27 protein-coding genes are annotated in these 25,391 nt (G+C 63.0%); 11 read left to right on the top strand and 16 right to left on the bottom strand.

Annotated elements, in window-relative coordinates; translation table 11 throughout:
- Window positions 1–23 precede the first annotated feature (23 nt).
- From ACFR99_RS10635 to ACFR99_RS10625, 3 genes are all read right to left on the bottom strand, one after another.
- On the bottom strand, window positions 24–815 hold the full coding sequence (locus ACFR99_RS10635) for a 7-carboxy-7-deazaguanine synthase QueE (protein WP_390287093.1): 792 nt from the start codon (window positions 813–815) through the stop codon (window positions 24–26).
- Between the two features lies 1 nt (window position 816).
- Window positions 817–1,293: a 6-pyruvoyl trahydropterin synthase family protein gene (locus ACFR99_RS10630; protein WP_390287091.1), complete on the bottom strand. Its 477-nt coding sequence runs from the start codon at window positions 1,291–1,293 to the stop codon at window positions 817–819.
- Between the two features lie 292 nt (window positions 1,294–1,585).
- Entirely contained in the window at window positions 1,586–1,942 is a 357-nt protein-coding gene (locus tag ACFR99_RS10625; RefSeq protein WP_390287089.1) for a helix-turn-helix domain-containing protein, read from the bottom strand.
- 138 nt (window positions 1,943–2,080) lie between these two features.
- On the opposite strand from ACFR99_RS10625, the gene ACFR99_RS10620 reads away from it, so the two are divergent.
- The gene (locus ACFR99_RS10620; protein WP_390287087.1) at window positions 2,081–2,764 is read left to right on the top strand and encodes a competence/damage-inducible protein A; all 684 of its coding nucleotides are present in this window, start codon (window positions 2,081–2,083) and stop codon (window positions 2,762–2,764) included.
- 89 nt (window positions 2,765–2,853) lie between these two features.
- Here the strand turns inward: ACFR99_RS10620 and ACFR99_RS10615 are convergent, their stop codons facing one another.
- Entirely contained in the window at window positions 2,854–2,982 is a 129-nt protein-coding gene (locus ACFR99_RS10615) for a hypothetical protein (protein WP_390287085.1), read from the bottom strand.
- Window positions 2,983–3,130: 148 nt separating this feature from the next.
- Here ACFR99_RS10615 and ACFR99_RS10610 point away from each other — a divergent pair, with 148 nt between their 5' ends.
- From ACFR99_RS10610 to ACFR99_RS10585, 6 genes are all read left to right on the top strand, one after another.
- Window positions 3,131–4,321: an ATP-NAD kinase family protein gene (locus ACFR99_RS10610; RefSeq protein WP_390287083.1), complete on the top strand. Its 1,191-nt coding sequence runs from the start codon at window positions 3,131–3,133 to the stop codon at window positions 4,319–4,321.
- Between the two features lie 277 nt (window positions 4,322–4,598).
- Window positions 4,599–5,630: a PhoU domain-containing protein gene (locus ACFR99_RS10605; protein ID WP_390287081.1), complete on the top strand. Its 1,032-nt coding sequence runs from the start codon at window positions 4,599–4,601 to the stop codon at window positions 5,628–5,630.
- Between the two features lie 198 nt (window positions 5,631–5,828).
- On the top strand, window positions 5,829–6,011 hold the full coding sequence (locus ACFR99_RS10600) for a DUF7525 family protein (protein ID WP_390287079.1): 183 nt from the start codon (window positions 5,829–5,831) through the stop codon (window positions 6,009–6,011).
- Window positions 6,012–6,120: 109 nt separating this feature from the next.
- Window positions 6,121–6,345, top strand: a complete 225-nt coding sequence (locus tag ACFR99_RS10595) for a DUF7123 family protein (RefSeq protein WP_092928986.1) — start codon at window positions 6,121–6,123, stop codon at window positions 6,343–6,345.
- A 106-nt stretch (window positions 6,346–6,451) separates the two neighbouring features.
- Window positions 6,452–6,886 (top strand): SRPBCC family protein, encoded by a 435-nt coding sequence (locus tag ACFR99_RS10590; RefSeq protein WP_390287077.1) that lies wholly within the window; start codon window positions 6,452–6,454, stop codon window positions 6,884–6,886.
- Window positions 6,887–6,913: 27 nt separating this feature from the next.
- Window positions 6,914–7,756 carry a carbon-nitrogen family hydrolase gene (locus ACFR99_RS10585; RefSeq protein WP_390287075.1) on the top strand — a complete coding sequence of 281 codons (843 nt, stop codon included), beginning with the start codon at window positions 6,914–6,916 and terminating at the stop codon, window positions 7,754–7,756.
- A 245-nt stretch (window positions 7,757–8,001) separates the two neighbouring features.
- Here ACFR99_RS10585 and ACFR99_RS10580 read toward each other — a convergent pair whose 3' ends face one another.
- The 5 genes from ACFR99_RS10580 to ACFR99_RS10560 form a co-directional block, all read right to left on the bottom strand.
- Window positions 8,002–8,724: a hypothetical protein gene (locus ACFR99_RS10580; protein ID WP_390287368.1), complete on the bottom strand. Its 723-nt coding sequence runs from the start codon at window positions 8,722–8,724 to the stop codon at window positions 8,002–8,004.
- Between the two features lie 214 nt (window positions 8,725–8,938).
- The gene (gene glmU, locus ACFR99_RS10575; protein WP_390287073.1) at window positions 8,939–10,129 is read right to left on the bottom strand and encodes a bifunctional sugar-1-phosphate nucleotidylyltransferase/acetyltransferase; all 1,191 of its coding nucleotides are present in this window, start codon (window positions 10,127–10,129) and stop codon (window positions 8,939–8,941) included.
- A 136-nt stretch (window positions 10,130–10,265) separates the two neighbouring features.
- The gene (locus tag ACFR99_RS10570) at window positions 10,266–11,798 is read right to left on the bottom strand and encodes an aldehyde dehydrogenase family protein (RefSeq protein ID WP_390287071.1); all 1,533 of its coding nucleotides are present in this window, start codon (window positions 11,796–11,798) and stop codon (window positions 10,266–10,268) included.
- 132 nt (window positions 11,799–11,930) lie between these two features.
- Complete coding sequence (locus ACFR99_RS10565; protein WP_390287069.1) at window positions 11,931–12,452, bottom strand: prolipoprotein diacylglyceryl transferase; 522 nt, start codon at window positions 12,450–12,452, stop codon at window positions 11,931–11,933.
- A gap of 105 nt (window positions 12,453–12,557) precedes the next feature.
- The gene (locus tag ACFR99_RS10560) at window positions 12,558–13,367 is read right to left on the bottom strand and encodes an RIO1 family regulatory kinase/ATPase domain-containing protein (RefSeq protein WP_390287067.1); all 810 of its coding nucleotides are present in this window, start codon (window positions 13,365–13,367) and stop codon (window positions 12,558–12,560) included.
- A gap of 199 nt (window positions 13,368–13,566) precedes the next feature.
- On the opposite strand from ACFR99_RS10560, the gene ACFR99_RS10555 reads away from it, so the two are divergent.
- On the top strand, window positions 13,567–14,712 hold the full coding sequence (locus tag ACFR99_RS10555; protein ID WP_390287065.1) for a DUF7544 domain-containing protein: 1,146 nt from the start codon (window positions 13,567–13,569) through the stop codon (window positions 14,710–14,712).
- A gap of 31 nt (window positions 14,713–14,743) precedes the next feature.
- Here ACFR99_RS10555 and ACFR99_RS10550 read toward each other — a convergent pair whose 3' ends face one another.
- On the bottom strand, window positions 14,744–15,526 hold the full coding sequence (locus ACFR99_RS10550; RefSeq protein ID WP_390287063.1) for a DUF6517 family protein: 783 nt from the start codon (window positions 15,524–15,526) through the stop codon (window positions 14,744–14,746).
- Window positions 15,527–15,713: 187 nt separating this feature from the next.
- The gene (locus tag ACFR99_RS10545; RefSeq protein ID WP_390287061.1) at window positions 15,714–16,970 is read right to left on the bottom strand and encodes a Glu/Leu/Phe/Val family dehydrogenase; all 1,257 of its coding nucleotides are present in this window, start codon (window positions 16,968–16,970) and stop codon (window positions 15,714–15,716) included.
- Window positions 16,971–18,024: 1,054 nt separating this feature from the next.
- Between ACFR99_RS10545 and ACFR99_RS10540 the strand changes: the two genes are divergently transcribed.
- Window positions 18,025–19,311, top strand: a complete 1,287-nt coding sequence (locus tag ACFR99_RS10540; protein ID WP_390287059.1) for a Cdc6/Cdc18 family protein — start codon at window positions 18,025–18,027, stop codon at window positions 19,309–19,311.
- Window positions 19,312–19,495: 184 nt separating this feature from the next.
- Here ACFR99_RS10540 and ACFR99_RS10535 read toward each other — a convergent pair whose 3' ends face one another.
- Window positions 19,496–19,696, bottom strand: a complete 201-nt coding sequence (locus ACFR99_RS10535; protein WP_390287058.1) for a DUF8106 domain-containing protein — start codon at window positions 19,694–19,696, stop codon at window positions 19,496–19,498.
- A 157-nt stretch (window positions 19,697–19,853) separates the two neighbouring features.
- Complete coding sequence (locus ACFR99_RS10530; protein ID WP_390287056.1) at window positions 19,854–20,204, bottom strand: DUF5658 family protein; 351 nt, start codon at window positions 20,202–20,204, stop codon at window positions 19,854–19,856.
- 277 nt (window positions 20,205–20,481) lie between these two features.
- Here ACFR99_RS10530 and ACFR99_RS10525 point away from each other — a divergent pair, with 277 nt between their 5' ends.
- Window positions 20,482–21,654: a hypothetical protein gene (locus ACFR99_RS10525; protein ID WP_390287054.1), complete on the top strand. Its 1,173-nt coding sequence runs from the start codon at window positions 20,482–20,484 to the stop codon at window positions 21,652–21,654.
- 24 nt (window positions 21,655–21,678) lie between these two features.
- The gene (locus ACFR99_RS10520; RefSeq protein ID WP_390287052.1) at window positions 21,679–21,903 is read left to right on the top strand and encodes a hypothetical protein; all 225 of its coding nucleotides are present in this window, start codon (window positions 21,679–21,681) and stop codon (window positions 21,901–21,903) included.
- Between the two features lie 72 nt (window positions 21,904–21,975).
- Here the strand turns inward: ACFR99_RS10520 and ACFR99_RS10515 are convergent, their stop codons facing one another.
- Genes ACFR99_RS10515 through gap form a run of 3 tightly spaced genes read right to left on the bottom strand, consistent with a single transcriptional unit; the run spans window position 21,976 to window position 25,277 of the window.
- Window positions 21,976–22,956, bottom strand: coding sequence for a sugar phosphate nucleotidyltransferase (locus ACFR99_RS10515; RefSeq protein ID WP_390287049.1), 981 nt, complete (start codon window positions 22,954–22,956; stop codon window positions 21,976–21,978).
- A gap of 1 nt (window position 22,957) precedes the next feature.
- Window positions 22,958–24,169, bottom strand: a complete 1,212-nt coding sequence (locus ACFR99_RS10510; RefSeq protein WP_390287047.1) for a phosphoglycerate kinase — start codon at window positions 24,167–24,169, stop codon at window positions 22,958–22,960.
- A gap of 34 nt (window positions 24,170–24,203) precedes the next feature.
- Window positions 24,204–25,277, bottom strand: coding sequence for a type I glyceraldehyde-3-phosphate dehydrogenase (gap, locus tag ACFR99_RS10505; RefSeq protein WP_390287045.1), 1,074 nt, complete (start codon window positions 25,275–25,277; stop codon window positions 24,204–24,206).
- Between the last annotated feature and the right edge of the window lie 114 nt (window positions 25,278–25,391).

The following is a 25,391-nucleotide window of genomic DNA, read 5'->3' as shown; positions in this document are numbered from 1 at the left end:
CGTGAGGTCGAATAACGGATAAATTATGTTTCGGGCGCGTCGTTCCAGAGATCGACGTGGAGCCGCGGCGTGTACCGGAAGCCGTACTCCATCGCGAGGTCGGCGACCCTGCTGCGCGTTTCGGCGAGTCGCTCGCGAGTCGCCCCCTCGGGCATCAGGAGCACGTCGTCGTCTCGGATCGGACTCTCGGCGGTCGCTCGCAGGTCCGCGAGCAACTCGAGGATCTCCGGCATGTCGTCGGCGTCGGTCACGACGAACTTGAGCTGACAGTCGTAGTCAGCGACGAGCCGGGCGAGTACGTCGAGGTCGATTCGGTCTGCCTCGTGGCGTTCTTCCCACTCACCCTCGCCTTGCGGATCGCGTTCGGGCGTCGGCGTACTGCTCGCGAGTTTCGGGCTGATCGAGGCGAGGTCGATCGGCGCGTCCCGGTAAATCGTCCCGTTGGTCTCGACAGTAGTGTGGTAGCCACGGTCAGCGAGCGCCTCGAGCAAGGCGACGCTATCGTCGTGAAGCAGGGGTTCGCCGCCGGTGAGGACGACGTGATCGGCGTCGTAGGCCTCGATCTCGGCGAGGATCTCCTCGAGGGACTGCCAGGCGTGGGTCGGTTCCCAGGAGGTGTGATAGGAGTCGCAGAACCAACACCGGAGGTTACAGCCGCTCGTGCGGACGAACACGGACGGAACGCCGGCGAGCGTGCCCTCGCCCTGCAACGAGTAGAACAACTCGTTGATCGGCAGGCCCTCGGCCGGCTCGTCGCCGCGCTCGCCGATGGTCTCACGTCCGGAGTCGCGGTCGACGGAGTCTGATACCGGCATCTCAGAGCGTGCTCCCTCCGCAGAGTTCGTTCGTCTCGTTGACCTGTACCGCGACGTCGGTCACCGTTTCGGGCAGCGCCGCCGCGAGCTTCCGTTCCAAGACGACGCTCATCACCTCGGCCGTTGGCGGGTGCTCTAAGACGACGACCGCGTCGTCGTCGCCGGCCGCTTCGAAGGCCTCGATGAGGGGATCGCCAGCCTCGAGCAGGAACATGTGATCCCACTCGTCGATGACGTCGGTAATAGCACCTTTGTCGGCGATCCATCCCTCTTCGGTCAGGTGGCCCGCGACGGCGACCGAGATTTCGTAGTTGTGGCCGTGCGGCCGCGAACACTTGCCGTCGTGGTGTCGAATCCGGTGTCCAGTACTGATTCTGATCGGCCGATCGCGACCGACGTGGAGGACGCGACGGTGTCCGACAACGTCGTCCGTCGTGGCGGGCCCCGTCGCGTCGCGAGTCTCGGAAGGATCCATCATACTCCGGTATTCTTTCGAGAATACTTAAGGATGACCGCTTGCTGCCGAGGGGTCCTCGCGTCTGAGACGATTGCCAGTGTGTTTCGGTCCCTCTGTAAGCCGACCGCAGGTTCGTGGCACTGACCGAGAATCGACGGTCTAAGCCGCAGCTGACCGGCGAACGAAGCACTCTGATCGGCGTTGCTGTTGGCGGTAAGTGCCACACGCCCGAAAAGCCGTGATCGCACACGAGCGGTCGTCACCATCGGACGTGCTCGCGTGGGTGCCGACGGGACGACCGTGTTCGGCAGTATCAGCGCTCGAGCTGGTCTTGTAGCCTGTTTTTCGCTTCAGTACGTCGTTTTCGCGAAAATTCGGGCGTCTCGTCCGAGAAATCGATCTCGATCTCGTCTAGCGTTCGACGGTAGATGTTCGTTCGTCGCCCTTCGTCAGACAGTCGCCGTCCCTCACAGATCAACAATCCAGCATCAACGAGTTCCTCGATCCGACGATAGCAGGTCGCGATCGGGATCTCGATATCTTCGCTGAGTGCCTGCGCCGACTTCGGTGTCCCCGCTGCACAGAGTATTTCAACGCTGTATTTACTCCCCAACGCGGAGAGTACCGCAGCTGAATCCCCCTCAGTTTGTTTTGTTTGGCTCCGAGACATACTCTCTCCGTTACCAATTATCAAAATTGAATCTTGTGGTTACTACCACTTTATCGAAAGTCATCACGGGACGGTAATATCAGCAGTCGAACTGATGTGAGCGAGACGCATTTGAACGGCGGGTGCAAACGGCCCAGTATGAACGTCGCGGTCGTGACGGTCGGAGACGAACTGCTCGCCGGACGAACGACGGATACGAACGCTACGTGGCTCTGCAAGCAACTCGATGATCGCGGCGTCGACGTCGAACGCGTCACGACGGTTCCGGATCGCGTCGCCGACATCGCTCGCGTCGTCAACGAGTACCGCGCCGAGTACGACGCCGTCATCGTTACGGGCGGGCTGGGTCCGACCCACGACGATCTCACGATGGAAAGCGTCGCTGCCGCACTCGGGCGTGACCTCGAAGAACACGAGGATGCCCTCGCCTGGCTCGAGGCGGACGGCTACAGCCGTGACGATCTCGTGGCAGGGACGGCCGCGCTGCCGGCCGGTGCGCGGGCACTTCACAACGACGCGGGCGTCGCCCCTGGTGCCGCACTCGAGGGCGTCTACGTGCTCCCTGGCGTGCCCGCAGAGATGAAGGCGATGTTCGAGACGATCGCGGACGAGTTCGCCGGGACGCCGACCTACCGCGAGGCGGTCGTCGCCGACGAACCCGAAAGCGCGCTCCTCGATCGAATCGCCGAACTGCGAGACCGCTTCGACGTCTCCGTCGGGAGCTATCCGGGTGACTCGGTCCGGATCGAACTCAAAGGAACCGACGAAACGACCGTCGCCGACGCGGCCGCGTGGCTCCGTGAACGGGTCGAATCACCGTAGCCCGGTTCCCCACCGTCTGCTGTAACGATTCACCCGCAAAACCGCAGAGGGATCGCGATTTTATCGGAAATGACGTACAGCGGTCCGTATCAGCGGTAGAGGTAGAGCGTCCAGGCGACTGCGACGAGCAGGCCCAACACGAGCGCGCCCCAGCCGACGAGGTCCATCGGGAGTTCCGTTTCCGTCGCGAGAACAGCGGCGTCGATCAGTGTATTCATGATCTGCGATCGGTCCGCATCCCTCTTAATCCTTCAGAAATCGTGCGCGTCACTCGGTGCGTCGCCGCCTGCTCGCTGGCCCCAGCGACGGTGAGATCCCCAGTCGGCGACACGATACCGCTTTCCGGCTGGCGTGCGACGCTCGGGTATGGAATCCATCGGGATCGTCGTCAACCCGATCGCCGGGATGGGTGGCCGGGTCGGGCTGAAGGGGACCGACGGAAAACTCGAGGAGGCGCGTCGTCGCGGTGCCGAGCCGCGAGCGCCGGAGCGGGCACGCGAGGCGTTGCGATCGCTCCACCGGCGGGCACCTGATCTCACCGTCTACACCGCCGCCGGCGTGATGGGCGAACGAGCGGCCCGAGACGCCGGCTACGAACCGACGGTCGTCTACGATCCAGCAACGGTTCGCGAGGACGAATCGGCCGATCCGGCACGGCCAGGTGATCCTGCGGACGCCGAAACGACGGCAGCCGATACGCGACGGGCCGTCCGCGCGTTGCTCGAGCACGACGTCGAACTGGTCCTGTTCGTCGGCGGCGACGGCACTGCCGTCGATGTCGCCGACGTGCTCGAAGACGCAACCACCGCGGAGGGAACCGCAACGACACCTCGAGACGCGGCCGAGACGCCGATGCTCGGTGTCCCGGCTGGCGTCAAGATCTACTCGTCGGTCTTCGGCGTGACGCCGGCCGACGCCGGCCGGATCGCCGCCGAGTTCGACCGTGTCGAACCCCGCGAGGTCAACGACATCGACGAAGACGCCTACCGCGAGGGAGAGGTTCGGACGGAACTGCAGGCGATCGTGCCGGTTCCCGTCGCGCCGGACCTGCAGTCGGGCAAGCAAGTCTCGAGCGGCAGCGTCGATTCGCTGGCGACGGGATTCGCCCGGGAAATCGAACCCGGCCGGACCTACGTCTTCGGCCCCGGTAGCACCGTGGGGGCGATCGAGGCGGAACTGGGCATCGATCCCTCGCCGCTTGGCGTCGACGTCTGGCGGGCCGGCGAAGACGACGCAGAATCAACCGGTCAGCACAGCGAGGTCCTGGCCCGCGACGCCGCGGAATCGGATATTCTCGCTGTCCTCGCGGATCCGGTCACGATCGTCGTCTCACCCATCGGCGGACAGGGCTTTCTCTTCGGACGGGGGAACCACCAGATCTCGCCGCCGGTGATACGGCAGGCCGACGAGATCGCCGTCGTCGCCTCGGACGAGAAATTGGACGGGATCGACTCGCTGCACGTCGACACCGACGACGAGGAACTCGACGAGCAACTCCGGGGCTGGCTCCAGGTACGGACAGGGCGGTTTACCACGCGAATGGTGCCCGTCTCCTGATACGGCCTGCTATCACGCTGTACTGAATGGGGTCGCAGCCGGCAGGCACCCACTGACAGGAGGCCGTCTGAGTCTGCCGGCGGACACGTATCACACACCGATCGCACACCCACAGTCGACGGCGTCTCGAGCAGTCGCTCCGAACACCACACGCCAGATCGACCAAATTATTTAAGGGCTTCGTCGTAACTGCCATCAACCTCAACCATATAACGATCGCACTCGAGATAATGACCATATAGTCAAGATTAAGGTCGAGTCATCCCTACGGTAGAATATGGAAACGCGGAAAGTGCAACGACTCGGCCCGTCGACACTCGCGATGACCCTTCCTGCGGAGTGGGCGTCCGAACACGGCGTCGAGAAGGGCGACGAGGTGTCGTTGCGGACCAGCGGCAAGGGTACCCTGACCGTGATGCCCGAGTCCGCAAGCACGGAGGAGACGGAAGCGATCATCCACACCGACAACCTAGACGCCGCCGCCGTCGAACGGGCGATCGTCGCCCAGTACGTTCTCGGGCGGCGTATCATCCGCATCGAGCGCGAAGACGGCGCGCTCGAGTCGGATCACATCAACGCGGTCTATCAGGCCGAAACACAGCTCATGGGGCTGGGCGTCATCGAGGAGACCCCCGAGAGCATTTCGATCCGCTGTTCGGTCGACCCCGAAGACTTCACGCTCGACAACCTCCTGGAGCGCCTCGAGCGAACGGGCCAGACGATGCGCGGCGAGTCGATCAAGGCGCTGGCCCACGGGAACCCCGATCTGGCTCAGCGCGCCCTGAATCGGGAACGACAGGCCAACAAGATCTTCGTTCTCCTGTTGCGTCTGATCTTTACGGCCTACCAGAACCCGAACCTCGCGCGAGCGGTCGGCTTAAATAGTGGCTTCCCGCTGATCGGCTACCGGTCGATCGCGAAGAACCTCGAGTTGACCGCCGACAACGCCGAGGATATCGGCGAGATCGTCATGGAGACCGAGGGTCACACGTTGAACGTCGACAGTTCCGTGATGCGTGAGATCCGCGAGCTGAACGACATGGTCGACGAAATCACGTCTCGAGCCGTCGAAGCCGCCGTCGAACGTGATTACAACAAATCCAACGAGGTCCGGACACTGTTCCACGAGATCGCCAATCGGGAACAGGAAATCCTCGCCGAACTCCCAGAGATGTCAAACGAAGATCTGCTTCGCGTCCGCGAAGTGCTCGTCAGTCTCCAGCAGACCGCCCAGTACGCGATGCGAAACGCCGAAATCGCGGCGAACCTCGCGCTCAACGAGGAGTCCGAACACACCACGATCAAGTGACCTGCTCCTCGTCGTGGCCTGGTTGATACGGTCTGCTGTCACGATTTACCGGCATATCTGCAGGACGGGTCGCGGATACGCCGGAACTGACTGACAGGAGTCCGTATGAGCTGGCGGATTTCGCTGTTCACGGGGGGACGACGTGGAATCCGCTCAGCAATGAGTGAAGTTAAGAGACCCCACACACAACGCCCGAGCATGGCTACGCAAACCGAGACGACGGACAAGGGTATCGGACTGGGGCTCGCACTGGGCGCACTCGCAGTGATCGGCGCACTGGTCATGCTCGTCGGTGCACCGGAGGTAACGGCGGCCTGGGGCTTCGCCGGGGCCGTTCTCTTTAGCTCGCTGGCAGTCGTCGGCATCCACCTCTCCTCGTAAGCGACTCGAGGAACTGGAACCGCCGGACCGCGCGCCGAACGACAGCAGATCCCGCCTTCTCCGCTGTTAAGAGTTAAGACCAACGAACACTTAGTACCGTGTACGGACGATGAACGACTACTCCGACGAAGAGCGGCGAATCATCTCGTACCTCCGCGAGAGCGCCGCCCGCGGCGAGCAATACTTCCGAGCGAAAAACATCGCGGATGCGATCGGACTCTCGTCGAAGCAGGTCGGCGCTCGGCTGCCACATCTTGCGGAGAAAACGGACGAAGTCGACATCGAGAAATGGGGTCGTGCCCGCTCGACGACCTGGCGAGTCACCATCAGCTGATCGCCTCGCCACCGCTTGCAGACCACCTCGACGTCGATTACTCCATCGACGGGACGGGTCCCAGTCGGTCCACGGATTTTTATCCGTCTACCCCACACGTACGGGCATGACTGTCCGTGTCGATCGGTCGTTCGACGTCGCGGCGTCGCCCGAACGCGTCTGGGAGTTCATCGCCGATCCGGCGAACCGGGCGCGGGCCATCAGCGTCGTCGAGACGTACACCGTCGAAGATCAAGAGGGACGACGCGTCACCTGGCAGGTCTCGCTTCCGATCCCTCTCGTTCGGAAAACCGTCAAGGTCGACACCAAAGACGTCACGCGACGACCGCCGGAGTACGTCAAGTTCGTCGGCAAGTCGAAAGTGATGCACGTCACTGGTGAACACGAGATCGTCGCCACCGACTCCGGGTCCCGCCTCGAGAACCACTTCGTCGTCGACGGCAAGCTTCCGGGCGTCGAGAAGTTCTTCAAGCGAAACCTCGATTCGGAACTCGAGAACCTCCGGCGCACACTCGAGCGGGACTTACAGACGACACAGTAACGGTAGTTGGGAAGACAGAGTCTGACAATGACACCCAACGCTGCCAGCGAGGAGTCCGACGACGCCCTCACGATCGCGCTCGCACAGCTCCAGATCGAGGCCGGTGCCGTCGAGGCAAACGTCGATCGCGCGCTCGAGGCGGTCGAACGGGCCGCCGATCGCGGTGTGGACCTGGTCGCCCTGCCGGAACTGTTCAACGTGGGCTACTTCGCGTTCGATCTCTATACGCGCCACGCCGAACCGATCGCCGGCGAGACGTTCACCCGACTGGGGGACGCGGCGGCCGAGCACGATATTGCCGTCCTCGCGGGGAGCATCGTCGAGGATCTGGCGGCAACTGAAACCGTCGACACACCCGCCGACGAGGGGTTGGCGAACACGTCCGTCCTGTTCGATGCCGACGGTACTCGCCGGCTCGTCTACCGGAAACACCACCTGTTCGGCTACGAGTCCGCGGAATCCGAGCTGCTCGTTCCTGGCGAGCGCCTCGAGACGGCGACGATCGGCGGCGTGACCGTCGGCGTGACGACCTGTTACGATCTCCGATTCCCGGAACTCTACCGGGAGCTGGTCGACGACGGCGTCGAACTGGTCCTCGTCCCAAGCGCGTGGCCATACCCCCGTATCGAACACTGGCAGACGCTCTCGCGGGCCCGCGCGATCGAAAACCAGTGTTACGTTGCGACGATCAACGGGACCGGCGCGTTCGACGACGCCACGTTACTGGGTCGTTCGACCGTCTACGACCCCTGGGGCGTCTCGCTGGCCTCGAGCGGCGACGGGCCGGCGCTGGTGACGGCCACCGTCGAGCCGAGCACGGTCGCGGACGTCCGCGCGGCGTTCCCGGCGCTTCGGGATCGCCGTCTGTAGCCCGGAGACGGCTCCACTCGCGGTCGCCGTCGGTCGGTCCTCAAGCGTGAGCGCTCGACCGCTGACTTTTTGGTTGGGCACGCCTTCGGTACGGACGCCGGCACAGACGCTTTTCACGTCCAAACCGGCATTGCGCGTCGCTCCGGCCCGTCGCATGCGCTCGGTTCCCGGGACCGAGCGCACACCCGTCTCCTCGTCTTCCGCACCCCCTCTCCGCGTCCACCTTTCGCCTCTTCGTTCACATCCTAAAACGGGAAGCCGCCGTACCGGAGATAGACCATATCGAGAATCAAGAGCAACTGGAAGAGCCCCTGCACGCCGCCGAGCATCGCGTTTTGTTTGCCGATGGCGGCGATAACCGATGGATCGGGGTCGACCGAGCGCATCTCGCGGTACATCCGCAACTCGCCGGGCAGCAGAAATCCGAAACCCTGTACCGAGAGGATCGTGACGATGGCGAGCGCGACGGCGACCGTGGGCTCGGTCATCGCGAACTCGTCGATCGTGAGCGCGACCCAGGCCAGCGAGCCGACCGTCGCGAGGGCGAAGGGAACCTGCCAGCGCCGATCGCCCCACGTCTCGAGTCGCCAGCCGAGCAACAGTAGGATCGGAATAACGTTCACCGCAGTGAACAGCGCCAGCCACGATTCGGCATGCGGGAAGATACCGATCCGCTGGGCCAGCGTGATACCGCCGGCGATCGTCACGAACGCAAGCGATGGCAGGAGAAACGCCGTTTTCGGTGTGAGCCGCTGGAACACCGCCGAACTCTGTTCGTCATCGAGGCCACCGATGACCGGCCCGAGGACAGCCCCCATGAAGACGTCGATCCCCGTCCAGAGGACCCCCGCCATCACGTGGACGTACGTGTGCTGTTGAACCGTCGCAATCGTTACCGCGTAGCCGAGTGCAGCCAGTGGCAACAGTATCACTGCCGCCGCGAACGCCGGATTCGCTCGTCGTCCCATCCCCCTGATCGTTCCACGAACCGTTGCCGTCGACATGTATGATGAATGCTACGTCTAATATATAAAAGATTGTTTACACGCAACGGCGTCGGTCTGGCCCCTCTATACCACTCCGATCGGTCGTCAGCAGGAGAGGCATCGCCGAAACGAGTAATACTCCACCGGAGAGCAATCGGGCGATCGAGTGTGCCGTGACGGTCAGTGGCTCCTATCGCTACCGATCCCGCTCGACGGTTTCGCTGGGCATGGTCGTCGCGCCGGTCGTGAGCTTCAGGCCAGGCGTGAGACTCGTGTTGATCCCGGTTTTGACGCCGTCGCCGGCAACGACACCGAACTTCCGCCGGTCAGTCGAGACGCGCTCGCCCTTGACCGTAAACCGGATGTCGTCGTCGTCGTGGCGCAGGTTCGCGACGTTCGTTCCCGCGCCGAAGTTGACGTGCCGGCCGAGGACGCTGTCGCCGACGTAGGAGAGGTGACTGACCGACGTCCCCTCCGAGATGACGCTGTTTTTGACCTCGACGGCGTGGCCGACTTCGGCGTCGGCTCCGATCAGCGTCGCGCCACGGACGTAGGCGTTCGGTCCGATCTCCGCTCCCTCGCGAATCAGCGCCGGGCCCTCGATCACGACGCCGGACTCGACCGTCGCACCCTCCTCGACGACGACTGGACCCTCGAGCGTGGCGTCCTCGCTGACGTCGCCGTCGACGCGGCGCTCGAGGTCCGCGAGTTTCCACTCGTTTGCCTCGAGTAACTCCCAGGGGCGGCCGACGTCGAGCCACCGCTCGAGGGTGACGGGCGTGACGTCGTATTCGTCGATCACGCGGGCGACGACGTCAGTGATTTCGTGTTCACCGCGCTCGCTTTCGGGCACCTCGAGCCACTCGCGGGCGTCGGCTGGGAAAGCGTAGGCCCCCGCGTTGGCGAGGTTCGTCGGCGGCTCGGCGGGTTTCTCGACGATCCCCGTCACGGAGCCGTCCCGCCCGGGTTCGGTGCTGAGAACGCCATAGTTGCTCGGATCGGCGACCTCGATCGCACAGACGGCCGGACAGGCGTCGAACAGCCGGTCGATCGCAGCCTGATCGTAGAGGTTGTCACCGTTGAGGACGGCGAAGGGGCCCTCGAGGTGATCGCGGGCGGCGTTGACGGCGTCGGCCGTCCCGGCCTGTTCTTCCTGGACGGCATACGAGATCGGGACGCCGCGGTATTCGGCGCCGAAGTAGTCCCGGACCGTCTCGGCCTCGTAGCCGATTACCAGCACGACTTCGGTGGCACCGGCCTCGATCGCCGCGTCGACGGTATGGGCCGCGAGCGGCCGGTCGGCGACCGGCAGCATGGGTTTCGGAATCGATTCGGAGAGCGGTCGCATGCGCGTGCCCTGGCCTGCAGCGAGGACGACTGCCTTCATGTACCGACCTCTTCCATGAATCGTCGGATAAGCGGTTCGTTTGCCGGTGAGAACTGAGAGGTAACCGGCCCGTTGATAACGAGGGGACTGCTACCGTGGCACTGGTACTATCAGAGGCCGGTAAATAGAGACCGTCTCAGTCTTCGGAGGTCTTGATGTCGGCCGACAGCCCCTGGGCCATCTCGATCTCGTCGGCGTTGTTCATCGTCCAGGCGGTGCGCTCGGTGACGGCTTCGATGGCCTCGCGCGCGCTCGGATACCCGTTGCCGGACTTCTTGACGCCGCCGAAGGGGAGTTGAACCTCCGCGCCGATACACGGCAGGTTCGCGTAGGCGAGTCCCACCTCGGCGTGATCTCGGAAGTAGTTGAGTTGGCGGTAGTCCTCCGAGATGATCGCGCCCGCGAGCCCGTATGGGGTGGCGTTGTGGATCTCGACTGCACGTTCGACGTCGCCCGAGTACTCGAGCAAGGCGACGTGCGGGCCGAAACACTCCTCGTTCAGACAGCGCAGATCGGGCTCGTAGTCGATCTCGTAGACGAACGGGCCGACCCAGTGGCCGCCCTCGTGGCCGTCGGGAATCTCGCTGTCCTCGAGTTCGAAGCGATCGACCAGCACGTCCGCACCTTCCTCGCGTGCGAGGTCGTTGTACTCCCGGATCTTCTCGACGTGGTCGGCCTCGATCGCCGGCCCCATGAAGGTGTCCGCTGCGAGCGGATCGCCGACCGCGACGGCTTCGGCGACGTCGACGAATCGGGCTTTGAACTCGTCGTAGACATCCTCGTGGACGATCAGGCGCTCGCTCGAAACACAGCGCTGGCCGGTCGTCTTGAAGCTCGACATAATCGCCGCGTGGACCGCGGTGTCCATGTCGGCCTCTTCCGTAATCACGATCCCGTTCTTACCACCCATCTCACAGGCCGCGAGCTTCCCGGGTTCGCCGCCGACCTTGTCGCCGATCTCGTGGCCGACCTCGGCCGAACCGGTAAAGAGGACCGTATCCACGCGCTCGTCGTCGGTGATGGCTGCGCCGGCGTCGCCGAAGCCCTGGACCATGTTGAAGACGCCGTCGGGGATACCGGCGTCTTCGAACATCTCGGCGATGATCTGGCCACACCACGGCGTCTGTTCGGCTGGTTTCCAGACGACCGTGTTGCCCTCGACCAGCGCGATGGCCATGTGCCAGAAGGGGATCGCGACCGGGAAGTTCCACGGCGTGATACAGCCGACGACACCCCGCGGTTTGCGCCGCATGTAGGAGTCCTTGCCCGCGACCTCGGAGGGGACCACGTCGCCGTGGGGGTGGCGTGCGTTCCCCGCCGCCCACTCGACCATGTGCCAGGCCTCGGTTACGTCGGCTTTCCCCTCCGAGATCTCCTTGCCACACTCCTTGGTGACGACCTCACCGAGTTCCTCGTGGCGATCGCGCAACTCGTGATAGATGTCCCAGAGGTACTCCGCGCGGTCGATATACGACAGGTTGCGCCACGCCGGAAAAGCCGATTCGGCGACCTCGAGCGCCGCGTCGACGTCGGCCCCGGTCCCGCGCCGGAACGTCGCCAGCGTCTCGCCGGTAGCGGGATTCTCGCTCTCGAAGGTGGCGCCATCGCCATCGGTCCACTCGCCGCCGATGTAGTGGCCGTGTACCTGTTCGGTGGCTTGCTGGCTCATACGAGAGGTAAGGGCGGGCGCGCTGAAAATCTTGATGGTAGTTCACATATATCGAGGCAGCCGCGGAGTCGACGTGACGAGCGTTCGACTGGCATCGAATCGGTTCCAGAACGATCGGTCCAGTTGGACCGACTATCGATCCTCTTCTTCCCCGCGTTCCGTCGTCACGGTTCGGTCTCCCTCCGGCGGTGCGTCCTCCATATCCGGATGTCGCTCCTCGCCTGCCTCCGTCATCTCCTCCGTCGACGGCTCGAGGCCCTGTCCCGTCCGCCCCTCCTCGCTCTCGGCCGGCTCGCCGGGTGCGCCCGGCTGTGGCCCCAGCGTCCGCTGTTCGTCGCTGTCGTCTCGCCGTTCCGTGTGCTCGTCGCGCTCGATGACGGGATCCGTCCCGTTGGTCGATTCGTCCAGCGACGAGCGATCGGCCTCGAGCCGGATCACATCGCCGGTGACCTCGCTTACGGCGGCTTCGTCCAGCGGGACGACACTATCCTCGTCGGCGTCCGACTCGAGGATGGCCCGGATGGCACTCGTCGCCCCGTCGATCGCGTCCACGTAGGCCGTCTCCGGTTCTGTCATCCGGACGGTACCCAGCGGCTCGCCATCCACGGTTTCGACCCGCTTGCCGACGTCGTCGTCGGTGAACAGTGCACACATACGCCGCGGTAGTGCCACGCCGCGAAAACCCGTGGTGCCTGCAGTGGCGTGTGGCGAGCAGTCGGTACTGTTCGGACCCGGCGCTGGCAGCCGATCGACGGTCGCTCACCCGCCGCCGAGATCAGCCGCCTTCTCGAGTTCGCTCCGCAGCGTCGTCGAGTCGAACTCGTGGTCGGGGCGCAATCGGACGAAATCGATAAACTCCCGTGCCGAGAGTAGCGTCGATGGATCGTAGGCTGTCGCCGCGGCGTTGACGGCCTCGCGCGGCCCGATCCGCGGCTCGAGGACCGCCAGCGCGCAGGCCAGATCGTAGGCCGTCGTCTCCTCGACGCGGTCGTCGTGGACGCTCGTGGCATCGATGAAGTAGAACTCGTCGTCACAGAGCAGGATGTTTTCCGCGCGCAGATCGCCGTGAGCGAGCCCGTGGTCGTGAACGGTCGCGAGCATCGCGAACAGCTCCGGCGCTCGCCGCGCGACCACGGCGTCGGAGACGTCATCGAGCGACTCGAAGTCGGGGAGGTACTCGAGGACGAGCACGCCGAGCCCGTTGACCTCGAAGGCGTCGATCGGCCGTGGCGCGTTGACGCCGATCTCGCGCATCCGCTGGGTCGCCTCGTACTCGTGTTCGACCATCTCGCGGGGCGTGTCGAAGCGGTCGAAAAATCCCTCGGTACCCGAGGAGAACGCGCCGACGTTCCGGCCGGTTGTCAACACCGCGTGGACTAGGGCGTTCTGCCGGGAAACGATCTTGACGAACCACTCGTCGTCGATCACACACGGCGTCGAGAGCCAGTTGTCGGCCTCGAGGAACTCCACGCGGACCGTCTCGCGGTCGTAGCGGTCCGCCAGCGTCCGGGCGACGCGCTCGATGCGGCTCCACTCGACGGTTCCTCGCGCGAGCCGGCGGATATCCATATCACCCACTCAGGGCCGTGGGCGTTAAATGCGTCTCGACCTGTTACCGCCGGAACGTGTCTGCCGTCTTGGAGTCATACGCCGACGATGCTGGCGGTTCGTGACGTGTCCAGTCCCAGATAACACGGATCGAATCAGTGACTGTGACGTTAGTAACAGAACAACAATATTATCACTCGAGGAACGATAATCGACGACTATGTTCGCGATCGACGACCTGAGTGACGCGATCGACGTGACTCGCGAGTTCCTGACGCCGATCCGTCCCTGGATGTGGCTCAAGCTGGCGTTCGTCGTCTTCTTCGTCGGCGGTGCCGGCGTCGGTTCGCCGATGTCGTTCGGCGGCGGTGGTGGCTTCGGCGGCGAACCGACACCGGAGCCAGGGACTGACCCGGGGGCGAGCGTCGACGTTGGAGAGATGTTACCGATACTGATCGCGATCGCGCTCGTCGTACTCGTCGTCGGACTCGGCTTTCTCTTCCTGAGTTCGCTGTTCGAGTTTACCTTCCTCGAGTCGCTGCGCTCGGGCGAAGTCCACATCCGTCGCTACACGAAACGCAACGTCGGCCACGGCACCCGTCTATTCGGATTCCGCGTCGGACTCGGACTGATCGGCCTCGTCCTGTTCGGTCTTCCCGTACTTGCCATCGTCTTTTCGACGTCGGGGACCGTCTCGCTGGGTTTGATCGGTGTCCTGGTTCTGCTCGCGATTCCGGTCGGTCTCGCCTTCGCCATCGTCGATCGATTCACCACCGTCTTCGTCGCGCCGACGATGCTCGAGCACGATCTCGGCGTCGTTGCCGCCTGGAAGCGGTTCTGGCCGACGCTGCGAGCGAACTGGGCCGAATACGCCGTCTACCTCCTGCTCGTCTGGGTGCTCCAGTTGGTGCTGTCTTTCGTCACCGGCATCCTCTTTCTCGTTCTGCTGATCCCGTTTCTGATTCTTCTGATCATTCCGCCTCTCGCCATCGTCGTGCTCCTGTTCGGCCTCCCAGTGATCCTCCTGGCTGCCCTGTTGATCCAGGTGCCGATCGTCAGCTACCTCCGCTACTACGCGCTGTTGGTGCTTGGCGATACGGACCCGGATCTCGATCTGATCCCTGAGCAGCGAGCGGCGGTTCGGGGCGACAGTCCCGGCCGAACCGGCGACTCGAGCGGTGGCTGGACCGCGGACCGCGACGGAGCCGATGAGGACGGAGACGATCGTGGATGGGACGACACATCCGATCCGTGGGGACACGACGACGCTCAGGACGAGCCGAACTCGAACGACCGGACCGATGAATCCGGCCGGGGCGACTCCAACTGGGACGACGAGGACGACGAAGACGACGGCTGGCGATAAGAGGAGGTTCGTTGGCCGTCAGTCGGCGGCTTCAGCCGAGGAGACCGTCGTCGTCACTTTCGTTCTTGCTGCTCTCGTTGTCGTCGGTTTCGTTGTCACTGTCCTCGTCGCTTCCGCTGTCATCGGTGCTCTGGTTCCCACTATCGTCGGACTCGGTCCCGTCACTCGAGGCGTCCTCGTCGACGTCGGTCGTCACCCCTTCCACGAGTGTCGTGATGTTCGGTTCCTCCTGGGGCTGTACGTACTCGGGATAGACGCCGATGGTCACGAGCAGGTCATCGTCGGCTTCGACGGCTTCGGTGATGTGGACGTTGACGGGGACGTCCTGTCCGTCGAACTCTGCGTCGGCGGTGAACCGCGATTGCGTCGTCGACTGGCCGAGAACCGTGACGTCGGTGTCGTCTTCGTGCTCGATGTTCTCGATCCCGTCGTAATTCTGTCTGACGAGATCGACGAGTTCCTGTGTCGACATCTCCTCGACGGGATTGAGTTCGCGGCCGAGAATGCTCACCTGCGGAGTCGTCAAGACGTTGAACACGGCACCGCGTCGGCTGCCCAGGAGCTGCATGTCCACCGACTTCTCGTGGGCGGTCATGTAGTTGGTGACGGTGACGGTCTCGTTCGTCGGTCCGACCTCCCGCTCGACGGAGAGCGGTTCGATAGCCGTCTGTTCGTAGCCTGTCTCCTCTCGAGCACCAGCCTCGACACCCGCGGGCGACGACTCGTGTTCGTCCAATCCGACCAGCCCCAGACAGCCCGAAAGCCCTGCAAAGCCAGCAGCTCCGAGCCCTGCGAGAACGGTTCGTCGATTCATCTCACCGTAACTGGCTCGTCAGTTACTAAGTGTTTGTTGGTCCCGAGACTATCTGTGTCGCCGAAAAATCAGTGTTCGAATCGTACGGCGAGCGGCGGTCCCGAACTCATGCGGACTCCTGTCAGTCAGTGCCGGAGAGACCGCGACCCGCTGCGGTTCCATCGGTAAATCGGGACAGCAGACCGTATCAGGGCCAGCTGCCGGCTTCCTCGAAGGCGTCGGCGACGCGCTGGATCGCGACGACGTACGTGGCAGTTCGTGGGTTGTCGAGGTCGTGTTCCTCGTAGGTCTCGACCAGTGCGTCGAAGGCGTCGACGATGACTCCCTCGAGTTCCTCGTTGACACGTTCTTCGGACCAGGAGAAGCGCTGGCGGTTCTGGACCCACTCGAAGTACGAGACGGTGACACCGCCCGCGTTCGCGAGGATGTCCGGGATGACGAAGACGTCCTTGTCCTCGAGGACTTCGTCGGCGGCGGGCGTAAGCGGCCCGTTCGCGGCCTCCGAGATGACGTCGGCTTTGACGTCTTCGGCGAGGTCGGCGTCGATCGCGTTCTCGAGTGCGGCGGGAATCAGCAGGTCGACGTCGAGCGTGAGCACGTCCTCGTTGGTGATTTCCTCGTCGCTCTCCGCGTAGCCGACGACGCTGCCGGTCTCGTTCTTGTGATCTTTCACTGCGACGGGGTCGAAGCCGTCGGGGTTGTAGATGCCACCGCTCGAGTCACTGGCGGCGACGACGGTCGCACCCATCTCGTCGATCAGTTTGGCTGCGATCCAACCCGCGTTCCCGTAGCCCTGGACGGCCACGGTCGCACCCTCGAGGTCCTTGTCGAGGTAGTCGAAGGCCTCGCGTGCGGCGATGACCGTCGAGCGACCGGTTGCCTCGACACGACCCTCGCTACCGCCCGAATCGAGCGCCTTGCCCGTGATGACGCCCGGTTCGGTCGTGTTTTCGAGGGTCTCGTAGGTGTCTTTGATCCAGTTCATCTCCCGCTGGCCCGTGTTCACGTCGGGCGCAGGGACGTCGCGGTCCTCGCCGATCATCGGCCGAAGTTCCTTCGCGAACGCACGGGTGAGTCGCTCGAGTTCGCTCTCGGAGTACTCGGCAGGGTCGATGATGATGCCACCCTTACCGCCGCCGAGTGGGATGTCGACGATCGCCGTCTTGTAGGTCATCCAGCCGGACAGCGCTTTGACCTCGTCGCGGGAGACGCCCGGGTGGTAGCGGATGCCGCCCTTGTAGGGACCGCGGTCACCGTTGAACTGCGAACGGAACGCCTTGAAGCGCTCGAGTTCGCCGTCGTCACGCTCGATCGTGAGGTTCGTTTCGAGAACTCGCTCGGGGTGTTTGAGACGCTCGATCACGTCATCGCCGATGTCGAGGTACGCTGCAGCCTCGTCGATCTGCGATTGCAGACTTTCGAACGGGTTGGCTTCGTCTGACATTGCCAGTAGCTTCCGAGGTAACCAAAATAAACGTGACGAATGCACCTCATAGTGCATAAAAGACAATATAAGGAATTGAAAGAGAATTAAATATTGAGAGAAACGACACCGACGACACAGGTAATTAACCCCTTCAGACACAGGTCGTTTAGACTCGATTAAACCAGTATTTAACGACTATTAAGGATTCTACAGCTGCGAGAGTGTCGCAGCAAGTAGCTAAGGATGACGGTAACTTTCGGTGACGGACACCCCTCGTTCAGAGTGAAAGGCGAATCGAAGCGATGGCTGTGATCGAGCTCGGCGCGCACGCAGACCTGCTACGATACGTGGGTCGTTCACACCCCTCGTTCAGAGTGAAGTAACATTCCTGGTGTGATAGCCGGTAGTCACTCTGAATTGGGTGTCACTCCGGACGGTGTGCGTCCGGCGGAAAACGAAAGTGGGGGGACGCACACCCCCTGTTCAGAGTGAAAACAGTCCTAAACAAGGGAGGGGTGTGATTGGACTGGACGAGATCAGGCGAATAAGACGGTCTACCGTGGGAATATCATCGAGATTTGAATTTTTCTGGACGAGGACTATTTTACCTATACCATAACATTCAATACTAATTTCTAGATAGTAGTATGCTCTCTAGAACCACCATGATAATTTAACACATTATGTTGGGGTGGTCTTTTGAGAAACTGGATTCATTGTCCGCCTGTAGTTCTCGTTCGGTCACCAACGATCGCATTCGCCGCTGATCAGCGCCACGTCTCTTCGAGACCAACTAACCACGTACATGTCAGTTTCAGTCTGAACGAGGGGTGGGTGTGCCGGAGGAAGAGTACACCGTGGTGGCGTATCTGCCGTAACGTATCTGATCCAGAGTTGACGCTGTAAAGTGCGTAAGAGCTGTGGGGGAAGGTGCTGGTGTTCAGTCTGCATCCGGCCGATTGATTGCTCGATCTGTGTATCGATAAAACTCGGCTTCAGCCTTTCTCTCTCCAATTTATCAGTCTGAACCACCTTCCACAGATTTATACGTACTGTCTGCCAGAACGGAACTATGGCTGAGCAGACCAGTGGGGACCCGCTTTTCCAATCTCACGATCCTATCTTCAATCGGAAGGAACTCCTCCACGTCGGCCACGTCCCGGACGAGGACCGTATCGTCGGGCGTGACGACGAGATCCAATCTGTCGCTGCAGAGGTCGGCGCGATCACACGTGGCGATCCGCCGAACAACGTGATGATCTACGGAAAGACCGGAACCGGTAAGAGTCTCATCTCTCGACACGTCGCGACTCGAGCTCAGAACGCCGCTCGAAGCAACGAAATCGACTGTGCCGTTCTCTACGTCGACTGTTCGGAAGCGAACACCGAAACCCGTGCCACACGGCAGTTAGCACTTCGCTTGAAAGAGCAGACCGAGTATCAACAGAACATCCCGCTTCGCGGTGTCGGGACGATGGAGTACTACCAGCACATCTGGAGGATTCTCGAGGACTGTTTCGACGCGGTCATCGTTATTTTAGACGAGATCGACAAACTCGACAACAGCAATATTCTAATGCAACTCTCTCGTGCGCGTGAGGCACAGAAGACTGACACCTACATCGGCGTCATCGGGATCAGTAACAAGGTCCAGTACCGGGAAACCCTCGACGAACGGATCGACAGCAGCTTCGGTCATCGGGAACTATTCTTCCACCCGTACGACGCCTCACAGCTTCGCGAGATCATGCGCAACCGTGAGGACGCCTTCCAGCCAGACGTACTCGAAGACGGGACGATCGAACTCTGTGCAGCCCTCGCAGCCAAAAAACACGGCGACGCCCGAAAGGCGATCGAGATCCTCAAGGAGGCCGGCGAACTCGCCCGCCGAACGGGCAGCGAGACCGTCTCGGAAGCCCACATTCAACAAGCACAGGAGGTCGCCGAGATCAACCGGATCGAGGAGCTCACCAGCGGGGCGACCGTCCACGCGAAACTCGCACTCTATGCGCTCGCGAGTCGCATCATTACGGGCAGTCGAGAGACGTACAAGACGCGGGAGATCTACGAGCGCTACGTCGGCATCTGCGAACTGGTCGCCAACGATCCGATCACCGAAAACGGCCTCTATCGCCAGCTCAAAGAACAGGCGTTTCTCGGCGTCATCGAGTCCGAAAAGACCGGCGGTGGCCGGTCACAAGGGAGCTATCTCCTTCATCGTCTCGTTACCGATCCAAAACACATCGTCAAGGCCGTCCGCCGTGATTCCTCGCTCGAGGAACTCCCGACGTATGATCAACTTCGTGATACCACACCCTCGACGACGAACCGGGATCTCGAGCTCGACTCCTTTTCGTAAGGTCGCTGCCGACTCGTCGATGTGAACGATACTGTCGTCCGAGAATATGTGCACCCCCAGGTGCTCGAGACGCGTTTCACTCTGAACGAGGGGTGTGGGTCCCACGAAGCCAGTTGCTCGGACGGGACGAACGCTGTGAGCGCAGTGGCGAGCGGACGACAGTAACTGGAGCGTATCAGCGCCCCTACGTTGCTTCCATGGGGTCTGATCGCCGGTCGACGATCGATCCACAGACAGTACAGACCAGCAATCGCTCGTCGGCGGTCGTCGTGATGTCCCAATCACCGGTGATCGGACTCCAGTGGCCACAGTCCGGACAGAAGAGGACCGTCTTCTGCGCTTCGGGTGGGGGAGGCGAGTCGTCGTGAGTCGGAGGCGTTGGCATTGTCACTACTAGCAACTCGAGCGAAATAGGGATTGTGCGAAACGATCGATCGTGAGGGATCGAGCAGGCCTCTCGTGTGCCGTGCGTACGTCGACCACCCGCCGACAGTGGTCACCGCCCGAGCGCCGTCCCCTCGACCGACTGATAGGTGTCCGTATTAAACCACGGCCGAAATCATGTAAGTGTTCAGGGCCGCGGCTACCAGCCACGGCACCGCGAGTCCGGCCGGGACGATCGGGCGATACGGCCGCTCGAGGAGCGGGCGACAGACGAGGCCGACGGTGACCGCAAACGCCTTCAGGGCGAGCATGCCGGCCAGTCCGTGGTCCTCGATCGCGCCGCGTGCGGCCGGGTTCGACTCGGACAGCCCCAGATTGAGGCCGACGAACGTCGTCACGACGTCCGCGATCAGGGCAAGCGCAACGACGACCCAGAGCAGTCGCTCGAGTTCGCCAGGCGTGACGTCACCCGGCAAGTGCTGGCACAGAAACGCGCCCTCGGAACACATAGCCTCCCCACCGGAATCGAACCGGCGTCGTGCCAGTGGGAGCACGCGCCGATTCCATCACACGAGGTATTGTTATGACAGGCGTAGCGCGCCGACAGCTATCAGTAACCGCGCATAACAGTTCGAAACAGGCTGCTACCGATCGAACCGACGCGTCCTCGGCACCTGCAGGCAGAATCTCTTTTGTCGGTTTTGTCGTTCCTTTCGACGGTTACCGACTTCGTTCCACGACGGGAACAGCAGCGGAACGGAACTGTAGCGATGGCAGGAGCTCGACATGCCGGAGACAGAGACCGATCAATCAGTCCACCGACTCGCGACGCTTCGAGAACGGCTCGATCACGGAATGGATCGACGCGCGTTCCTGCGGACGCTCGTCAGCGGCGGCTACGCCGCTGGGATGGCTGCCGTACTCGGCGTCGACGACTTTCTCACAGCCGACGACGGCGAGGTCCCCGTCGTCACCGCCCTCGTCAGGGACGACCCTGCCGATCCGTGGTCGATCCGGGAACGGACGCAAACGGTTCCCGCTGAGTGGTACGCTGCCGTCCAGAAGGCCTTCGAGGTAAACGAGCAACTGGCCCGACTCGGCTTTACAGGTTACCTCGGCAGCGCAGTCGTTCCCGGTAACCTCGACAGCGGGACCGCCACTGTCTCCGTCGGGCTCTCGAACGACGGTCACTCCATCCCCGAGATGGTCGCAGATCTCGCAGAGGGCATCGACCTCAACGCGGAGACGATCATCGACGTCGACGAGATTCAGCACGGCCCGAAACACCGAAACCCGCGCCTGGCGGACGCACTCGTGGACGATCAGGTTCCCAGCGGCGTCACCTGCGAAACGCCCACGAGTATCGCGACGCTCGGCCCGGCGCTGTATCACCCTGACGGGCAACGACGGTTCTTCGTGACTGCCGAACACGCGTTCGTCGGCGATCACGACGTGAGCGATGGGACCGTCGTGCTTCCACGCGAAAACGAGGACTCGATCGAGTTGGGAACCGTTGCACGCCATCACCCGATGGTAGACATCGCGGCTATCGAACCCACCGGGACGCTCGAGCCCGCAAGCAGTATCGACGCGCCGTCACGACCCCGGGTTCGCGGCCAGTTCACCAGGTTCGGCCTCGCCACACTCGTCGCTCAGGACGCGGACCTCGAGAAGGTCGGCGCGCTGACTGGCCACACGACCGGCAAGATCCAGGGTATCGACGCCGTGACTTGCTTTACCGACGACTTCTGTCGCCGCGGCCAGCTCCGCTGGGGCGGCGAGATGGACCTGACCGACGGCGACAGTGGCTCCGTGAGCTATCACCGCGACCCCGAAGGCGACGACCGCGACGTGCTCATCGCGGGCTTTAACAACGCCCGCACGTGGTGGCCCGGCCAGAGCTACGTCTGGGGTGTCGGGGCCTATCGACTGACAGAACAACATGGATACCACTTCTGAGCACCGGCAGACCCCACAATTCACATGAGTAACGATTCCGCTCGCCGTTCCCGAACCGCCCGTGCCCGACACGCTCTCAGCGCCGTCACGACCGGGACCCTCCGTCTCCTCGCCGACCTGCTCGTCGTCTCGCTGTGGGTCCTGTTTCTGACGCTGTTGTTCCTCGCAACCGGCTGGCCACGCTGGGCGTTTTACGGCGCACTGCTGCTCGGCGTCGGCGTCTACGTGTCGGTCACGAGCGGCTGGTGAGCGTCGACGACCACCGACGATAGAGCGTCAGGTAAGGGGCGTTCCGCAGGGGACGTGACTGGGGCCTCGGCTTTACTGGTCGTCGGGAATCCGAGTGTACGCTCCGATCAGGGCACGCTCGAGGTCGAACCCGCTGATTCTGGCCCCCTCGTCGACGAGAGAGTCGCGAACGGTCGTAGACTCGAGTTCCACGTCCGGGAAGATTACCGACCGTTCGATGTCGGCGTCGACGAGGGTCGCGCCCGGCATCACGTGGACGTCGTCGCCGACGGCGCTCTCCCGAACGGTCGCCGAATCGGCGACCAGCGAGTCGCCGTCGAGGTGCCAGGAAACGGCGTCGAGGTAGCTCCTCCTGGTACCGATGTCGAACCACGCGGTGTCGAAGGTGTAGGCGTAGGTCGGCTCCCGGTCCTGGAGCCACTGGATGAACCAGCCGGGTTCATCCGGATCGTTCCCCGCTTCGAGGTACGGGGTGAACAGTGACAGCATCTCCCCGGGGAACGCGTAGCAGCCGATCGAGACGAGGGAACTCTCCGGTTCGGACGGCTTTTCCTGAAAGTCGACGACGCGGTCGTCGTCCAGTTCGATCACGCCGTAGGACGTTGCTCGCTCCCGAGAGCCGACGTCGTAGGCAGCGATCGCCGGCCCATCCCGTCGGTCGAAATAGTGGAGAAAGTCCTCGATAGCGAAGTCGAAGAGGTTGTCCCCCGCGATCACCAGCAGATCCTCGTCGAGCCCTTCCCGGTCGATCAACTGCTCGAGCGCCCCGACGACGCCGAGTTTCTCGTCCTCGTGTGCCGTTTCCTCGACGGACAGGCGGGGCTTGTCGTAGGGTGTGTTCTCGAGGTGGACCTCGAAGTCGGCGGCGAACCGTTCGTTCGTGCTCACGTAGACTTCGTCGATCCGATCGAGGCCCTCGAGTTCGGCGTAGATCCGATCGATAACGGTCGTCTTGCCGAGCGGGAGGAACATCTTGGGTCGATACCTCGTGATCGGCCACAGTCGGGTCGCGTAGCCGCCGGCCAGGACGACGGCTGTGGTGGATCCAGTCATTTCAGTGATGGGATTCGAGTACGTCGACGCCGACGAGCGGATCGCCGGTGAGCGCGCGAACGTATGCCCCGCCGGCGATCGTGATGCGCGAGAAGTCGTTCTCGTCGAAATCGTACAGTTCGACTGCGCGGGCGGTGTCACCGCCGCCAACGACCGAGAAGCAGTCGGCCTCGGCCATCGCGGCGAGGACCGTGACGGTCCCGTCGGCGAACCGCTCGTCCTCGAACACGCCGAGCGACCCCTTGATGAACACAGCCGCGGAGTCGGCGACGACGTCGGCGTAGCGCTCGGCCGTCTCGGCACCGACGTCGAGGAACGGCCATTCCTTGGTCGTTCCCTCGACCGCCACCTCCGCGCGCTCGCCGTCATCGTCCTCGTAGGCGAGCTCGGTCGGGAGGTGCAACCGGTCGCGATAGGCCTCGAGGATGCGCTCGAGGTCGTCCCGATGGTCGTCCCACTGGTGGTCGAAAAGCGAGGTATCCGCGACGTCGTAGCCCACAGTATGGCCATCGGCCCGCAAGAAGAGTTCCCCGACGACGCCACCGAGACAGAACCGGTCGACGGTGTCGTCGAGTTGCTCGACGATCGGGATCGCGTCTTCGGCCTTCGTCCCGCCGAGGACCATCGTGACCGGGCCGTCGAATGTCCGGTCCCGGACGGCCGTGATCGCCGTGTACTCCTGTTCCATCACACGACCCGCGTAGGCGTCCATAACGTGTGGAAAACCGACGATCGAGGCGTGTGAGCGGTGCGCAGTCGAGTACGCGTCCCCGACGTAGGCGTCGAACTCCGGGGCGAGCGTCCGGACGAGGTCCGTCTCGGCCTTCGTCTCCGGCTCTTCCTCGGGAAGCTCCCCGTCGCACATCCGGACGTTCTCGAAGAGAAGCACGTCGCCCGGTTCGAGGTCGTCGATCGCCGAAAGCGCATCCTCGCCGCAGGTATCGGAGACGAACGCGACGGGATGGTCGAGGTGGTCGCCGAGGATCTCGGCGTGTTCCTCGAGCGAGACGAATGTATCCTCGCCAGGCCGGCCCTGGTGGGCCAGTACGGCGATGGCGTGATTGTCCGCGAGCAGTTCGTGGATCGTTTCGGCGTGGCGGGCGAAGCGACGACTGTCCTGTACGGTACCGTCCTCGACGGCGGCGTTGATGTCGATCCGGACGAGGAGTCGCTGGCCGGGCTCGAGGTCGTCGATTGGTCGAAACGTGGTCATGGCTGGGGATTGGTGCTCGCGTGTCTCGGTCCCGTCAGTGGACGACGGTCCGTCCGACGTCGATGCTCCGTGATTCCCTCGCGACGTGTTTTGCGAGTTCGATCATCTGATTCGAGAAGCCGTACTCGTTGTCGTACCAGGCCAGCACTTTCACCGTATCGTTCGCCGCGACCATCACGGACTCGAGATCGACGTACGAGGCGAACGGCAGCCCGACGATGTCCCGTGAGACGATCTCTTCGTCGGTGTAGCCGAGGACGCCGGCCAACCTGTCGTCGGCCGCCGCACGGATCGCGTCGAGTACGTCGTCTCGCTCCACCGCTTCTTCGATGTTGACGGTGATGTCGGTGATCGAGCCGTTCGGGACCGGAACCCGCATCGCCATCCCCTCGAGCTTCCCTTCGAAGGCAGGCAAGACCTCGCTCGTCGCGCCCGCGGCTCCGGTCGTCGTCGGGACGATGTTCTCGGCGGCGGCGCGGCCGCGCCGTCGCTTGTCCATGGGGCCGTCCACGAGTCCCTGGCTGCCGGTGTAGGCGTGGACGGTCATCAGGAGGCCGGAGACGACGTGGAACTCGTCGTCGAGAACCTGTAGAACCGGCGCGACGGAGTTCGTCGTACAGGAGGCGTTCGAGACGACGTCGTCCCCGTCGTACTTCTCGTGGTTGACGCCGTAGACGAACATCGGGACCTCCGTCTCGCCTTTCGGCGGCGCCGAGATGATCACCTTGTCGGCGCCGGCCTCGAGGTGCTGGGCGGCCTCCTCGCGGGCCCGGAACAGCCCGGTCGCTTCGAAGGCGACGTCGACATCGAACTCGCCCCACGGAATCTCCGACGGCTCGCGCTCGGAGAGGAGCTGGAACTCCTGGTCGTGGACCAAGAGGGTGTCGCCGCGACGGGAGACCCCGTCGAGCCGGCCGTGGACCGAGTCGTATCGGAGCAGATACTCCATGTCGTCGTCGTCCATTACGTCGTTGATCGCCACGATGTCGACGTCGTCGTGCGTCAGCGACGCGCGCAGGAGGCTCCGTCCGACTCGTCCGAAGCCGTTGAGCCCGATTCGAAGCGTTTCGTCGCCTCCCGAACCGTCGCTGTTGGTATCTGATCTCATGGTCGGACGTCACCACGTCCGGGTAAATCTGTTCCCCCCGAACGTCAGGAATAGAGAGGTACAGAACTTCTAACTACTGTTCCGCCCCGCAGGGTCCCCAACTGATACGAGCGT

The sequence above is a fragment of the Haloarchaeobius amylolyticus genome, from assembly GCF_042678045.1.
In the GTDB taxonomy this organism is placed as follows: domain Archaea; phylum Halobacteriota; class Halobacteria; order Halobacteriales; family Natrialbaceae; genus Natrinema; species Natrinema amylolyticus_A.
This window is presented reverse-complemented; position numbering and strand designations above follow the sequence as displayed.

What these genes read in the sequence shown, in the direction of transcription:
- ACFR99_RS10635 (WP_390287093.1), bottom strand. Translation starts at nt 815, where the DNA reads ATGCCGGTATCAGACTCCGTCGACCGCGACTCCGGACGTGAGACCATC.
- ACFR99_RS10630 (WP_390287091.1), bottom strand. Translation starts at nt 1,293, where the DNA reads ATGATGGATCCTTCCGAGACTCGCGACGCGACGGGGCCCGCCACGACG.
- ACFR99_RS10625 (WP_390287089.1), bottom strand. Translation starts at nt 1,942, where the DNA reads ATGTCTCGGAGCCAAACAAAACAAACTGAGGGGGATTCAGCTGCGGTA.
- ACFR99_RS10620 (WP_390287087.1), top strand. Translation starts at nt 2,081, where the DNA reads ATGAACGTCGCGGTCGTGACGGTCGGAGACGAACTGCTCGCCGGACGA.
- ACFR99_RS10615 (WP_390287085.1), bottom strand. Translation starts at nt 2,982, where the DNA reads ATGAATACACTGATCGACGCCGCTGTTCTCGCGACGGAAACGGAACTC.
- ACFR99_RS10610 (WP_390287083.1), top strand. Translation starts at nt 3,131, where the DNA reads ATGGAATCCATCGGGATCGTCGTCAACCCGATCGCCGGGATGGGTGGC.
- ACFR99_RS10605 (WP_390287081.1), top strand. Translation starts at nt 4,599, where the DNA reads ATGGAAACGCGGAAAGTGCAACGACTCGGCCCGTCGACACTCGCGATG.
- ACFR99_RS10600 (WP_390287079.1), top strand. Translation starts at nt 5,829, where the DNA reads ATGGCTACGCAAACCGAGACGACGGACAAGGGTATCGGACTGGGGCTC.
- ACFR99_RS10595 (WP_092928986.1), top strand. Translation starts at nt 6,121, where the DNA reads ATGAACGACTACTCCGACGAAGAGCGGCGAATCATCTCGTACCTCCGC.
- ACFR99_RS10590 (WP_390287077.1), top strand. Translation starts at nt 6,452, where the DNA reads ATGACTGTCCGTGTCGATCGGTCGTTCGACGTCGCGGCGTCGCCCGAA.
- ACFR99_RS10585 (WP_390287075.1), top strand. Translation starts at nt 6,914, where the DNA reads ATGACACCCAACGCTGCCAGCGAGGAGTCCGACGACGCCCTCACGATC.
- ACFR99_RS10580 (WP_390287368.1), bottom strand. Translation starts at nt 8,724, where the DNA reads ATGGGACGACGAGCGAATCCGGCGTTCGCGGCGGCAGTGATACTGTTG.
- glmU (WP_390287073.1), bottom strand. Translation starts at nt 10,129, where the DNA reads ATGAAGGCAGTCGTCCTCGCTGCAGGCCAGGGCACGCGCATGCGACCG.
- ACFR99_RS10570 (WP_390287071.1), bottom strand. Translation starts at nt 11,798, where the DNA reads ATGAGCCAGCAAGCCACCGAACAGGTACACGGCCACTACATCGGCGGC.
- ACFR99_RS10565 (WP_390287069.1), bottom strand. Translation starts at nt 12,452, where the DNA reads ATGTGTGCACTGTTCACCGACGACGACGTCGGCAAGCGGGTCGAAACC.
- ACFR99_RS10560 (WP_390287067.1), bottom strand. Translation starts at nt 13,367, where the DNA reads ATGGATATCCGCCGGCTCGCGCGAGGAACCGTCGAGTGGAGCCGCATC.
- ACFR99_RS10555 (WP_390287065.1), top strand. Translation starts at nt 13,567, where the DNA reads ATGTTCGCGATCGACGACCTGAGTGACGCGATCGACGTGACTCGCGAG.
- ACFR99_RS10550 (WP_390287063.1), bottom strand. Translation starts at nt 15,526, where the DNA reads ATGAATCGACGAACCGTTCTCGCAGGGCTCGGAGCTGCTGGCTTTGCA.
- ACFR99_RS10545 (WP_390287061.1), bottom strand. Translation starts at nt 16,970, where the DNA reads ATGTCAGACGAAGCCAACCCGTTCGAAAGTCTGCAATCGCAGATCGAC.
- ACFR99_RS10540 (WP_390287059.1), top strand. Translation starts at nt 18,025, where the DNA reads ATGGCTGAGCAGACCAGTGGGGACCCGCTTTTCCAATCTCACGATCCT.
- ACFR99_RS10535 (WP_390287058.1), bottom strand. Translation starts at nt 19,696, where the DNA reads ATGCCAACGCCTCCGACTCACGACGACTCGCCTCCCCCACCCGAAGCG.
- ACFR99_RS10530 (WP_390287056.1), bottom strand. Translation starts at nt 20,204, where the DNA reads ATGTGTTCCGAGGGCGCGTTTCTGTGCCAGCACTTGCCGGGTGACGTC.
- ACFR99_RS10525 (WP_390287054.1), top strand. Translation starts at nt 20,482, where the DNA reads ATGCCGGAGACAGAGACCGATCAATCAGTCCACCGACTCGCGACGCTT.
- ACFR99_RS10520 (WP_390287052.1), top strand. Translation starts at nt 21,679, where the DNA reads ATGAGTAACGATTCCGCTCGCCGTTCCCGAACCGCCCGTGCCCGACAC.
- ACFR99_RS10515 (WP_390287049.1), bottom strand. Translation starts at nt 22,956, where the DNA reads ATGACTGGATCCACCACAGCCGTCGTCCTGGCCGGCGGCTACGCGACC.
- ACFR99_RS10510 (WP_390287047.1), bottom strand. Translation starts at nt 24,169, where the DNA reads ATGACCACGTTTCGACCAATCGACGACCTCGAGCCCGGCCAGCGACTC.
- gap (WP_390287045.1), bottom strand. Translation starts at nt 25,277, where the DNA reads ATGAGATCAGATACCAACAGCGACGGTTCGGGAGGCGACGAAACGCTT.